Below are 13348 nucleotides of genomic sequence, written 5' to 3'. Positions count from 1 at the left end.
GGTGTTCAACGCACTGAACACTGCTGATATCGCCCTGGGCTTCGAAGCAGGCCTGGCGATCGTACTGCTGGCGATCATGCTCGACCGTATCTGCAAACAACCCGACGCCAAAGTAGGGGGTGACGCATGAGCATAATTCGCTTCGAAGACGTAGACGTAATCTTCTCCAAGGATCCACGCGAGGCGCTCAAGCTGCTCGATCAGGGCATGACCCGCAACGAGATCCTGAAGAAAACCGGGCAGATCGTCGGCGTGGAAAAAGCCACGCTGGACGTCAACAAGGGCGAAATCTGCGTGCTGATGGGCCTGTCCGGTTCGGGCAAGTCGAGCCTGCTGCGCTGCATCAACGGCCTCAACACCGTGAGCCGTGGCAAGCTGTTCGTCGAGCATGAAGGCAAGCAGATCGACATCGCTTCCTGCACCCCGGCCGAGCTGAAAATGATGCGCACCCAACGCATCGCCATGGTCTTCCAGAAGTTCGCGCTGATGCCGTGGCTGACGGTGCGCGAAAACATCAGTTTCGGTCTGGAAATGCAGGGCCGTCCGGAGAAAGAACGGCGCAAACTGGTCGACGACAAACTCGAACTGGTCGGCCTGACGCAATGGCGCAACAAGAAGCCTGACGAACTCTCTGGCGGTATGCAGCAACGCGTTGGTCTGGCGCGGGCGCTGGCGATGGACGCCGATATTTTGCTGATGGACGAACCGTTCTCGGCACTCGACCCGTTGATCCGTCAGGGTCTGCAAGATGAGTTGTTGGAGCTGCAACGCAAGCTGAGCAAGACCATTGTGTTCGTGAGTCACGACCTTGATGAAGCACTGAAACTCGGCAGCCGTATCGCGATCATGAAAGACGGCCGGATCATTCAGTACAGCGTGCCGGAAGAGATCGTGCTCAACCCGGCGGACGACTATGTGCGGACATTCGTGGCGCACACCAATCCGCTCAACGTGCTGTGCGGCCGCAGCCTGATGCGCACGCTGGACAACTGCAAACGCATCAATGGTTCGGTGTGTCTGGATCCGGGCGGCGATTCGTGGCTGGATCTGGCTGAGGGCAACACCATCAAGGGTGCGCGGCAGAATGGTTCGGTGCTGAATTTGCAGAACTGGGCACCGGGGCAAGCGGTGGAAGGGCTGGAGCGTAAGCCGACGTTGGTGGATTCGAACATCGGCATGCGTGACGCGTTGCAGATTCGTTATCAGACCGGCAACAAACTGGTGCTGCACGATAACAATCATGTGGTGGGGATCCTGGGCGACAGCGAGTTGTATCACGCGTTGCTGGGCAAGAACCTGGGGTAAGAACCCCGGAGACAAAAACGCCGCGAGAGGATCGCGGCGTGATCGTTCCCACGCTCAGCGTGGGAATGCAGCCCGGGACGCTCCGCGTCCCACAACAGCGGACGCGGAGCGTCCATTGATGCATTCCCACGCGGAGCGTGGGAACGATCATGCAAAAGGGGCTCAATCGAGCCCCTTTTGTTTTAGCGGTTTAGCTATACACCCGGCCAAGGAGCTGCCGATGGCTTTCAAACTGATCGAGCACATCCCGCGTGATCTGATCCTGCGTGAAGCCCATCAGGTCGTAATCCTGGCTGCCGTTGTGCAAATACACTTCAGCACGGTAGTAACGCTGGCGTGCTTCGTCGGACTGCGCCGATTCAGTCGGCGTCGCCAGATAACCGTCCAGGCTGACTTCGTAAACGAAAGGGTTGCCCTCTTCCATCTCGACGCGCACGCCCATGCAACGCTTGGATTTACCCAGCAGCGTCTGCACTGTCAGACCCTGCGCACGCATCTGCGCGGTGGCGTCTTCCAGCGCCGGGCTGACTTGTTTGTCCATGAAACGCTGCACCACCGATTGGCTTGGCTGCAGATCCAGTTGCGTCAGACGCTCGCTGAAACCGCGACGACCGCGCTCCGCCAGTTGCGCTTGCTCCTGTTCGATCTGCACGTCCTGGCGCATCGCCTTGTGCAGGCCGAACATGAAGAACACCAACACCACCGAGAACGGCAGACCGGCCAGCACCACCATGGTTTGCATGGCTTCGAAGTTACCGGCGAACAGCAGGCCGATGGTCACCAGGGTGATCACGGCCGACCAGAAAATCCGCAGCCAGTGCGGCGCATCTTCATCAACGTTGCCGCCCTTGCAGGACAGATTCGCCATCATCACCGCGCCAGAATCGGCCGGGGTCAGGAACAGCACGAAGCCAACAAAAATCGATACACCGATGACGATTTTCGACGCCGGGTAATGCTCAAGCATTTGGTAGATCGCCATCGACGGCTGTTCCAGCGCCGTCTTGCCGAGCTCCACCGCCCCTTGGTTGATCACCAGATCCAGCGCCGAGTTACCGAAGATCGACAGCCAGGCCAAAGTGAAGCCCAGCGGAATCAGCAGTACGCCAGCCACCAGTTCACGCACGGTGCGACCACGGGAAATACGCGCGATGAACATGCCGACGAATGGCGCCCAGGAAATCCACCAGGCCCAGTAGAACAGAGTCCACAGGCCCATCCAGCGTTCGGTTTTTTCGGCGCTGCCTTCGTACACGTAGAGGTCGAAAGTTTTCAGCACGATGCCGTTGAGGTAATCGCCGATGTTCTGCACGAAGCCGTTGAGCAGGTGCAAGGTCGGGCCGAACAACAGCACGAAAATCAGCAGACCGCTGAACAGCACGATGTTCAGGTTGGACAGACGACGAATGCCGTTTTCCACGCCGGACACGGCAGCGATGGTCGCTACGGTACTCATCACGATGATCACGATCAGCAGGTTGGTGTTGCTGTGTTCCATGCCGAACAGGTTTTCCAGGCCCGACGACACTTGCAGCGAACCAATCCCCAGGTTCGTCACCAGACCCAGCAGCGTTACGAACATGCCGAAGCCGTCCACCGCATGACCGGCCGCGCCTTTGACCCAACGCTCGCCGACCAGCGGATACAGCGCCGAACGCAACGCCAGCGGCTGGTTATGACGGTAAGCAAAGTACGCCACGGCCAGACCGACCAGTGCGTAGATCGCCCAGCCGTGCAGGCCCCAGTGCAGGAACGTCAGTTGCACCGCCTGACGCGCGGCCATGTTGGTGGCCGAAGCGCCTTCCGGCGGATTGAAGTAGTGATCCAGCGGCTCGGACGCGCCGAAGTACAGCAGCGAAATACCGATACCCGACGAGAACAGCATCCCCGCCCAGGCGCCGTAACTGAAATCCGGGGTGTCGTCCTTGCTGCCCAGTTTGAGTTTGCCGTACGAGGAAAACGCCAGACCGACGACAAAGACCAGATAGGCGGCGATCACCACCATGTAGTACCAGCCGAAGCTGCGCGACAACCAGGCCTGAGCGATACCCAACAGTCTGCCGGCCTCTTGCGGGGCGATAATCAGAATGGCGGTCAACAACAGAATCAGCGCGGTAGAGGTGTAAAACACCCAACCGTTGACCGTCACCTTCTCGGGCGGGGTCTTTATTAGCGAGGCAGAACTCATGGCACAAATGCTCCAGGCAGTGCGAGAGAAGAACACAAGGCAACACGGCACCCGACTAATCGGTTAGTTGGCAGCCGACCGACGGGTGATATAAAGACACCCCGAAAAAAGCCCGAACCCTGAGAGCGCCGTGGCGTATAGGGTTCGAGCGGTTTTGGATGTCAGTTTTTGCGCCATTCACATGTGGGAAAAATCTGTAAGCAGCGACGATTTGTCGCAGATCTTATTCTTTGTTGATTGAACGTTCAATCAAAACAAAATAGACTGGCCCTCAATCCGATGAGCGTTGATCGCCCCTCGGAAGGCCTAAGGAGATGTGCAAGATGCCCAAGGTCGGTATGCAACCCATCCGCCGCCAACAACTGATCGAAGCCACTTTGCAGGCGGTCGATCAGGTCGGAATGGGGGACGCCAGCATTGCGCTGATCGCCCGTTTGGCCGGTGTCTCGAATGGCATCATCAGTCATTACTTTCAGGACAAGAACGGCCTGATTGCCGCCACGATGCGGTATCTGATGAGCGTCCTCAGCGAGAACGTCACCCTGCGCCGCCAAGCGCTGGCAGATGACAGCCCACGGGCGCATCTGCAGGTGATCATCGAAGGCAACTTCGACGCCAGCCAGGTCAATGGCCCGGCAATGAAAACCTGGCTGGCCTTTTGGGCCACCAGCATGCACCAGCCGTCTTTGCACAGGTTGCAGCGGATCAACGATCACCGTCTGTATTCCAACCTGTGCTGCGAGTTCCGCCGTGTGTTGCCGCTCGAAGATGCGCGCACCGCAGCGCGTGGCCTGGCAGCGTTGATTGACGGTTTGTGGTTGCGCGGCGCGCTGTCGGGAGACGCTTTCGACACGGCGCAGGCGCAACAGATCGCTTACGAATACATGGATTTCCAATTGGCCAAGAAGGTGAGCTAGAGCACACAGAAAACGCTCGGCCCCTCACTGCCACCGCAGCCTCACCGCGGTGGTCAACGCCAACCACTAATGCACTTGCGAGGACACTATGGCCCGTTTCGAACTGCAAAAACTTTACATCGATGGCGCGTACTCGGACGCCGGCAGCGATGCCACCTTCGAAGCCATCAACCCGGCTAACGGTGAAGTCCTCGCACAGGTGCAACGTGCGACCAAGGAAGACGTCGAGCGCGCTGTAGTCGCCGCTGAAAAGGGCCAGAAAATCTGGGCCGCGATGACCGCCATGGAGCGTTCGCGCATCCTGCGCCGTGCCGTCGACATCCTGCGCGAGCGCAACGATGAACTGGCCGCGCTGGAAACCCTGGACACCGGTAAATCCTTCTCCGAAACCAAGTACGTCGACATCGTTACCGGCGCTGACGTGCTGGAATACTACGCAGGCCTGGTGCCGGCGATCGAAGGCGAGCAGATTCCACTGCGCGACACTTCTTTCGTCTACACCCGTCGCGAGCCGCTGGGCGTTGTCGCCGGTATCGGCGCGTGGAACTACCCGATCCAGATCGCGCTGTGGAAATCCGCGCCAGCCCTGGCTGCCGGTAACGCGATGATCTTCAAGCCAAGCGAAGTCACCTCGCTGACCACTCTGAAGCTGGCCGAGATCTTCACCGAAGCCGGTCTGCCAAACGGCGTGTTCAACGTCCTGACCGGCAGCGGCCGTGAAGTCGGCACCTGGCTGACCGAGCACCCGCGCATCGAAAAAATCTCCTTCACCGGCGGCACCGACACTGGCAAGAAAGTAATGGCCAGCGCTTCGGCTTCGTCGCTGAAAGACGTGACCATGGAACTGGGCGGCAAGTCCCCGCTGATCATCTGCGACGACGCCGATCTCGATCGCGCTGCCGACACCGCCATGATGGCCAACTTCTACAGCTCCGGTCAGGTCTGCACCAACGGCACTCGCGTGTTCGTTCCGGCGCACCTGAAAGCCGCTTTCGAAGCCAAGATCGTTGAACGCGTTGCACGCATCCGCATCGGCAACCCGGAAGACGAGAACACCAACTTCGGCCCGCTGGTCAGCTTCGCGCACATGGAAAGCGTGCTCGGCTACATCGCCAAGGGTAAAGAGCAAGGCGCTCGCGTACTGTGCGGCGGCGAGCGTCTGACCGACGGCGAATTCGCCAAAGGCGCATTCGTCGCGCCGACCGTGTTCACCGACTGCACCGACGACATGACCATCGTTCGTGAAGAAATCTTTGGCCCGGTGATGGCGATCCTGTCTTACGAGACCGAAGAAGAAGTGATCCGCCGCGCCAACGACACCGACTTCGGCCTGGCCGCCGGTATCGTCACCAAAGACCTGAACCGCGCGCACCGCGTGATTCATCAACTGGAAGCGGGTATCTGCTGGATCAACGCCTGGGGCGAGTCCGACGCAAAAATGCCGGTCGGCGGCTACAAGCAGTCGGGTGTTGGCCGTGAAAACGGCATCAGCTCGCTGAACAACTTCACCCGCATCAAATCGGTACAGGTCGAGCTGGGCGATTACGTTTCGGTGTTCTGATCTGACGCAGAGTCTGGATGGGGCCTTTGTGGCGAGGGGATTCAGCGAAACGTCGCACCGCCCCGCTGGGCTGCAAAGCAGCCCCCTCCCGGCACTGCAAATATCCAGACAGAACCCAGTCGCTGATTCTGCGACTGCTGCGCAGCCGAACGGGGATAAATCCCCTCGCCACAGGTGCGCGGTCACAGTTGACCTGACCAACTTCAAAGAGGGTGCATTCAATGTCCCAAGAATTCGATTACATCATCATCGGTGCCGGCTCGGCCGGTAACACCCTGGCGACCCGTCTGACTGAAGACGCCGGCGTCACCGTTCTGCTGCTCGAAGCAGGCGGCCCTGACTATCGTCTCGACTTCCGCACGCAAATGCCGGCTGCTCTGGCGTTCCCGCTGCAAGGTCGTCGCTACAACTGGGCTTACGAAACCGACCCCGAGCCACACATGGACGGTCGCCGGATGGAATGCGGTCGCGGCAAAGGCCTCGGCGGTTCCTCGCTGATCAACGGCATGTGCTACATCCGTGGTAACGCAATGGACTACGACGGCTGGGCGAAACTGCCGGGCCTGGAAAACTGGTCGTACCTCGACTGCCTGCCGTACTTCCGCAAAGCCGAAACCCGCGACATCGGCCCGAACGATTACCACGGTGGCGAAGGCCCGGTCAGCGTGACCACGCCGAAGGCTGGCAACAACCCGTTGTTCCACGCCATGGTTGAAGCTGGCGTACAAGCCGGTTACCCGCGCACCGAAGACTTGAACGGTTATCAACAGGAAGGCTTCGGCCCGATGGACCGCACCGTGACGCCGAACGGCCGTCGTGCTTCCACCGCCCGTGGCTACCTCGACACCGCGAAAAAGCGTTCGACCCTGACCATCGTCACCCACGCCCTGACCGACAAGATTCTGTTCGAAGGCAAGCGTGCAGTTGGCGTGCGCTACCTGGTCGGTTCGGCTGAAGAACGCGTAGAAGTCAAAGCGCGCAAAGAAGTGCTGCTGTGCTCCGGCGCGATCGCTTCGCCGCAGATTCTGCAGCGTTCCGGTGTCGGCCCGGCCGAACTGCTGAAGTCGCTCGACATCCCGGTGGTTCACGACCTGCCAGGCGTCGGTGAAAACCTGCAGGATCACCTTGAGCTGTACCTGCAATACGCGTGCACCCAACCGGTTTCGCTGTACCCGTCGCTGCTCTGGTACAACCAGCCAGCCATCGGTGCCGAGTGGCTGTTCAACGGCACCGGCATCGGCGCCAGCAACCAGTTCGAGGCCGGCGGTTTCATCCGTTCGCGTCCGGAATTCGAATGGCCGAACATTCAGTACCACTTCCTGCCGGTAGCGATTAACTACAACGGCAGCAACGGTGTGAAAGAGCACGGTTTCCAGGCGCACATGGGTTCCATGCGCTCGCCAAGCCGTGGTCGCATCCAGGCCAAGTCGAAAGACCCGCGCCAGCACCCGAGCATCCTCTTCAACTACATGGCCACCGAGCAGGACTGGCAGGAATTCCGCGACGGCATCCGCCTGACCCGTGAAATCATGCAGCAGCCTGCGCTGGACGCTTTCCGTGGCCGCGAAATCAGCCCGGGCATCGAAGTGCAAACCGATGAGCAGCTCGACAAGTTCATCCGCGAGCACGCCGAAACCGCGTTCCACCCGTCCTGCTCGTGCAAGATGGGCACCGACGAGATGGCCGTGGTTGATGGCGAAGGTCGCGTGCACGGCATGCAGAGCCTGCGTGTGGTCGATGCTTCGATCATGCCGATCATCACCACCGGCAACCTGAACGCGCCGACGATCATGATCGCCGAGAAAATCGCCGACAAGATCCGTGGCCGCCAGCCGCTGCCACGCAGCACCGCACCGTACTATGTTGCGGGCGATGCACCGGTGAAGGGCAAGCCGATGCGTGATATCACCCCGGCTGCGCACTGACAGCCCGCTACTCACGCAATCGAAAGCCGCCGTTTCTTTTTATAGAATCGGCGGCTTTTTTATTCGCTTTGCACAACTCACTCTGGGCAATTAGCCATCCGCAGAACAAACAAGTCTTGTAATAATTGCCAACAACTTCTTTCAAATAAAAACATTAGTATGCGCGCCAGCAAAAACCATAACCCAAGGAAGGCCAATGGCGCTCAACTGCAATAAACGATTTATGTCTGCCGATTTATTTCGCCAGAAACTTTCCCGAGAAACAACTGTTACTCTTGATTTCAGTTACCTGAGCGGCGTCATTGAGTCGTGGTGGAAAAAGAACAGCGCACAAGATATACACACCCTCAAAATAAAACTGACAAGCTTGTTTCTCGAACACCTTCACTCAGAAGACGCTGCCTATTTTGATAAAATCGGCTGCGCTGGCGGCGTTGCCGCCGTATGCATCCGAAACATATTCAAAATCGACTCTCCCGAACTGGCCCTCACTGTCCACGAAGCATTGGCCGACCTGTTCCACTTGACCGATATTAAATATGAGTATGAAGATCATAAAGCGTTGTATCTGAAACCGTTCGGTGAAAACTTTCGGGAATGGGGTAACGGCCACGGCGATATTACGCCGCACTCTGATAATCTTTATGAACATCTGAATGTCGATTTACTTGCGCTCACCGTATGCCGAGACACAACCCAAACGCCGACCGCTTATTATTATCCTGCCGACTTGCTGCTCTCCCTCGACGACGAAGAACTGCAAACTTTATTAGGCATGCGGGCGATTTTTGTGTCCGGCAAAAACGTCACAGGGACGAAAGAAAGAGTGCGTAATGTCGTTGAATATGACGATTGGAATGGTTACCGGTTTTCACTGGACTTCCGTATCGACGCTCAAAGTGGCGAACGGATGCGGGCAATCAACGGTGGACAAGAGGTACTGGATAAAATCCGCGCAGGACTGTCAGCCGCGAAATGCAGCCTCTCCACTGCAGAAACAGGCACGTTCCTGATCGTTGCCAACAACAAAGTACTGCATGCGCGCCCCACGCTTGATATCAGCGTCAATGAGGCTCGCTCACGCGCTGCCGAATCAACATTTGCTACAACACCACGCCTGCTGTTTCGCAGTAAAGGGCCTCGCAAGCAGTACTATTCGTTGAACGAACAGCCAGCCCTGTTGGTAGCCAGCTGATGAGTGCTTGCCAACCACTACACCAATCCACTTTCATGCAAACGCTTAAAGATGGCGGCCGCGACGCTATAAGCTTTGGCGTCGCGTTCATCTTTCTGTATCTATCAATCGGGATGTTGGGCGCAACACAAGCACTCTCGCTGAGTCAGGTGCTGGCGACAACGTTGTTCATTTTTTCCACCCCACTGCAGTTTCTGCTTATACAAAACCATAGCGATGGCTGGTTGCTGATTCCAATCATCCTGGCGCTCAATGCTCGTTTTGTCTTGCTTTCAGCGACACTGGTACCTCATTTGAAAACGACGTCGACGCGCCAGATTCTGGCGTCGCTGATTTTGTTTACGCCATCAATCTTCACAGCCTGCATGACACGTTTCAAACAAAGCGCCAGCTTCCCTTTTGCGTATTTGCTTGGCGTAGGCGCACCGATCTTCGCCGTATCGATTATCTGCACCTACATCGGATTTGTGGCTGGAGCAGGTTTGAGCTCACCGGTGATCGCTGCCGCCATTACCATGCTACTACCCCTTCAATTTACCGCGCTGGCCGGCAAGCACTGGCCACACTACATGGAGGTTTCCAGCTATTGGCTGGGTTTCATCAGCGCCCCTCTGCTAGTCCTGCTGTTTAAAGACTACAGCCTGTTGATAACGCCCTTCGTCATTGGTGGCCTGATAGTGATGATTGAAAATCTCTGCAGTCGTAAAGGAGCAACCAGTCAATGATGCTCTGGTTACTCATCAGCTTCGCGGCTGTAACAGCTTTTGCTTTCAGGGCTCTGCCATTCGCTTTCAAGAACACCCCGGCGCTGACGCACACCAACGGTTCGTTCTACCGTTTTGTCAGTTACAGCGCCCAAGCCATGTTAGGCGTGATCATCTACGACACCGCTTTCAACAAACTTGATGCGCCGAGTCTTCTACAGCAGTTTCAGATAATCGACGGGTTGAAAATACTGCTGCTGGCAGGAACATTCGTTGTCGTCGCCAAAACGAAACAGATACTCCCCAGCTTCCTGGCAAGTCTGGTGATTTATTTACTCGCGTTCGTCTATCTGAATAACTGATTTTAAACACCTGCACTTCGTGCACAGTTACCCCTCGTGAGCCGCTCGGGACTGGCGCGCTCACGAATTCACCTGCGACTGTCGCGATGAACGTCCACTCGGCAACAGATTCCCCTCTTCGGCACCGCCCTTGATCCTACCCCCACGCAGGCCTACTCTAGACCTCGCGCAACCGTTTCACCCCCTCCCCGCCGTCGCGTTACTGCTTCCCCCTTACAAGGAGGTTCCCGAATGTTCGATTTCCACCCCCAGCTCAAGCAGCGCTTCGCTGCCTTGCGCACGGGCGCTGAGTTTTTTTCCCTGCGATACGTACGCGAGTCCGGCCAGTACCTGTCGGTGCGCAAGAACGTTGCCGAACCGCCGAGCCTGAGCCGTGACGAAGGCGCTATGCTCACCGTTCGCGTCAACGGCGTTGAGGCCTACGCGGCGACCAACGATTTGTCGCAACAAGGCCTGCAAGCTGCGCTTGAACGCGCCGAAACTCAGGCCCGTCGCCTGAAGCCGCACGCCTTGCTCGACCTGCGCGATCAGCCAGTGTCCAGCGATCGCGCTGATTACTTCTCGCCCAATCTCGAACAACCCTTCCCGTCCCTGAGCGAATGCTTTGAGCTGCTCGGCGCGGAATCCGCCTCGGTGCCAAAGGATGAGCGCCTGGTGAATTGGCAGGTGAGCATCGGCATTACTCACGTCGAACAGATCTACCTGAGCAGCGCCGGGGCTGAATTGCGCCAGGCCCAGCGCTTCGTCTACCCAGGCCTCGACGTTACCGCCTACGACGGCAACGACAGCCAGACCCGCAGCCTCGGCCGCGAAAACTTCGGCCAACAGGGCGGCGCTGATGTAATCAGCCGCTGCGGCCTGATCGGCGCCGGCCCGCAAGTCGCCGATCAGGCCCTGCAATTGCTGCTCGCGCCAAACACCCCGCAAGGCCCGCGCGATCTGCTGTTGATGCCCGATCAGATGATGCTGCAGATCCACGAATCCATCGGCCACCCGCTGGAGCTCGACCGCATCCTCGGCGATGAACGCAATTACGCCGGCACCAGTTTCGTCAAGGCCAGTGACTTCGGCACCCTGCAATACGGCTCGAAGCTGCTCAACGTAACCTTCGACCCGGGCATTCCCGAAGAACTCGCCAGCTACGGCCATGACGACGACGGCACCCAAGCCAGCAAACAATTTTTGATTCGCGAAGGCCTGCTGCTGCGTCCATTGGGCGGTGCGCTGTCGCAATTCCGTGCCGGCATGGACGGCGTCGCCAACAGCCGCGCCTGCGGCTGGAATCGTGCGCCGATCGACCGCATGGCCAACCTCAATATCGAGCCGGGCGATCAGCCGTTGAACAAGCTGATCGAAGGCATCGAGCACGGTATTTTGATGAGCACCAACCGCTCATGGTCGATTGACGATGCGCGCAACAAATTCCAGTTCGGCTGCGAATGGGGTCAGTTGATCGAGAATGGTGAACTCAAAGGCGTAGTAAAAAACCCGAATTACCGGGCGATTTCCGCGCATTTCTGGAAAAGCCTGCGCGCCGTCGGCGACGCCAACACCGTCAAGGTGCTGGGCACGCCAAACTGCGGCAAGGGCGAACCGAACCAGGTGATCCGCGTCGGCCACGCTTCGCCGGCCTGCGTATTCAGCAACGTTGATGTGTTTGGGGGAGACGCCTGATGAGCATTTCGAAGAGTCAGTCCGACGCCTTCAAGGTCATGGTCAATTGGCTACGCGACAGCGTGCGCGAGCCGGAACAGTTCACCCTCAGCTATGCCGCTGAATCCTCGGCGTTCGTGCGTTTCAACCACGCCAAGGTGCGCCAGGCCGGGCAAGTGCAGCAGGCCAATATCGTTCTGAAACTGATCAACGACGGGCGTCACGCCGACCTGCAGGTCACCCTGTCCGGTGATCAGGAAGGCGATCTGCAACGCCTCGCCGAAGGCCTGCAACAACTGCGCGAAACCTTGCCGCTGTTGCCGCAGGATCCGTATCTGCTGCTCAATCACAACGGCTGGCAGAGCAAGAATGTGCAGGAACATCCGCTGCCGGACACGGAACAGGTGGTCGATGAAATCTGCGCCGCTGCTGAAGGTCTCGACTTGGTGGGCTTCTATGCCGCCGGGCCGATCAGCCGTGGTTTCGCCAGTTCTTCGGGGGCGTTTGGCTGGCATCAGGCGAACAGCTTCAACTTCGACTTCAGCCTGTTTCACGAGAACGGCGAAGCGGTGAAAGCCAGCTACGCCGGGCATGACTGGAGCAGCGAAGGGTTCGCCAAGCGCTTCGGTCAGGCGCGCGAGCAACTGGAATTTCTCGGTCGGCCGTTGCGCACCTTGGCACCGGGGCAGTACCGCGCGTATCTGGCGCCAGCGGCGTTGGAAGAAATCATGGGCATGTTGAGCTGGGGCGGATTTTCGGCGCAGTCGATCGCGAGCAAAAGCAGCCCGTTGCAGAAGTTGTATGTCGGCGATCAGGCGTTCAGCCCACTGGTGTCGCTGGACGAAAAGGTCAGCGACTCACTGAGCCCGGCGTTTTCCGGTGAGGGTTATCCGCGCAGTGATCTGCGTTTGATTGTAGAGGGCAAGGCGGGCGATCAACTGGTTGGTTCACGCAGTGCGGCGGAATATGGTTTGGCCGCTAACGGCGCCAGCGGCGGTGAATCGCCGAGTGCGTTGAACATGGCGGCGGGGGATCTGTCGCAAGCAGATATCCTCAAGCAGTTGGGCACCGGGCTGTACATCAGCAACCTCTGGTACCTGAATTTCTCGGATCAACCGGCGGCACGCATGACCGGCATGACCCGTTTTGCAACCTTCTGGGTCGAGAACGGCGAAATTCAGGCGCCGGTGAGCACCATGCGTTTTGACGACAGCGCGTACAGCTTGCTGGGTTCGCAGCTGGAAGCGCTGACGGCGGAGCGCGAGTTGCTGCTGTCGGCGAGCACGTACAGCCAGCGCAATACCTCGTCGGCGTTACTGCCGGGGGCGCTGGTTAGCCGACTTACGCTAACGCTGTAAAACAAAGATCCCCGGCACACAGGGAATCAACTGTTGGAATAGAAACTGTGGCGAGGGGATTTATCCCCGATGGACTGCGCAGCAGTCCCGCTTTTTGGGCCGCTGCGCGACCCATCGGGGATAAATCCCCTCGCCACAGGGTTTCATGTTTGAACAAGAATCTGGATTAACCACCCATCA

The 13348-nt window shown here is 58.3% G+C and carries 10 protein-coding genes and 1 pseudogene; 10 read left to right on the top strand and 1 reads right to left on the bottom strand.

The genetic code is table 11. The features are described 5' to 3' along the window. Both ACIP66_RS24010 and choV read left to right on the top strand, forming a co-directional pair. Window positions 1–130, top strand: a pseudogene (locus tag ACIP66_RS24010) (choline ABC transporter permease subunit); the annotation flags it as partial. Next, window positions 127–1305, top strand: a complete 1179-nt coding sequence (choV, locus tag ACIP66_RS24005; protein ID WP_053124583.1) for a choline ABC transporter ATP-binding protein — start codon at window positions 127–129, stop codon at window positions 1303–1305. The pseudogene ACIP66_RS24010 and the gene choV, both read left to right, overlap by 4 nt. Window positions 1306–1495: 190 nt before the next feature. Here the strand turns inward: choV and betT are convergent, their stop codons facing one another. Then, the gene (gene betT, locus ACIP66_RS24000) at window positions 1496–3493 is read right to left on the bottom strand and encodes a choline BCCT transporter BetT (protein WP_053124585.1); all 1998 of its coding nucleotides are present in this window, start codon (window positions 3491–3493) and stop codon (window positions 1496–1498) included. 323 nt (window positions 3494–3816) lie between these two features. On the opposite strand from betT, the gene betI reads away from it, so the two are divergent. The 8 genes from betI to ACIP66_RS23960 all read left to right on the top strand — a co-directional run bounded on the left by betI (window position 3817) and on the right by ACIP66_RS23960 (window position 13168). After that, on the top strand, window positions 3817–4410 hold the full coding sequence (gene betI, locus ACIP66_RS23995; RefSeq protein WP_053124587.1) for a transcriptional regulator BetI: 594 nt from the start codon (window positions 3817–3819) through the stop codon (window positions 4408–4410). 88 nt (window positions 4411–4498) lie between these two features. Beyond that, the gene (gene betB / locus ACIP66_RS23990) at window positions 4499–5971 is read left to right on the top strand and encodes a betaine-aldehyde dehydrogenase (RefSeq protein ID WP_159814756.1); all 1473 of its coding nucleotides are present in this window, start codon (window positions 4499–4501) and stop codon (window positions 5969–5971) included. 221 nt (window positions 5972–6192) lie between these two features. After that, window positions 6193–7896, top strand: coding sequence for a choline dehydrogenase (gene betA, locus ACIP66_RS23985; protein WP_400651407.1), 1704 nt, complete (start codon window positions 6193–6195; stop codon window positions 7894–7896). A gap of 196 nt (window positions 7897–8092) precedes the next feature. Then, window positions 8093–9091: a hypothetical protein gene (locus tag ACIP66_RS23980; protein WP_400651404.1), complete on the top strand. Its 999-nt coding sequence runs from the start codon at window positions 8093–8095 to the stop codon at window positions 9089–9091. Between the two features lie 35 nt (window positions 9092–9126). After that, a complete protein-coding gene (locus ACIP66_RS23975; protein WP_400651402.1) occupies window positions 9127–9816 on the top strand; it encodes an AzlC family ABC transporter permease in 690 nt (229 codons plus the stop codon). Next, window positions 9813–10157, top strand: a complete 345-nt coding sequence (locus ACIP66_RS23970; RefSeq protein ID WP_400651399.1) for an AzlD domain-containing protein — start codon at window positions 9813–9815, stop codon at window positions 10155–10157. Before ACIP66_RS23975 ends, ACIP66_RS23970 begins: the two co-directional genes overlap by 4 nt. A 231-nt stretch (window positions 10158–10388) precedes the next feature. Beyond that, window positions 10389–11831, top strand: a complete 1443-nt coding sequence (locus ACIP66_RS23965; RefSeq protein ID WP_400651396.1) for a TldD/PmbA family protein — start codon at window positions 10389–10391, stop codon at window positions 11829–11831. After that, on the top strand, window positions 11831–13168 hold the full coding sequence (locus tag ACIP66_RS23960; protein ID WP_400651394.1) for a TldD/PmbA family protein: 1338 nt from the start codon (window positions 11831–11833) through the stop codon (window positions 13166–13168). The genes ACIP66_RS23965 and ACIP66_RS23960 overlap by 1 nt, the downstream gene beginning before the upstream one ends. Window positions 13169–13348: the final 180 nt, after the last annotated feature.

The organism is Pseudomonas sp. NPDC088429 (assembly GCF_044753305.1).
GTDB classification, from domain to species: Bacteria; Pseudomonadota; Gammaproteobacteria; order Pseudomonadales; family Pseudomonadaceae; genus Aquipseudomonas; species Aquipseudomonas rustica.
Note: the sequence above shows the minus strand (reverse complement) of the source record. Positions and strands in the feature narration are given on the sequence as shown.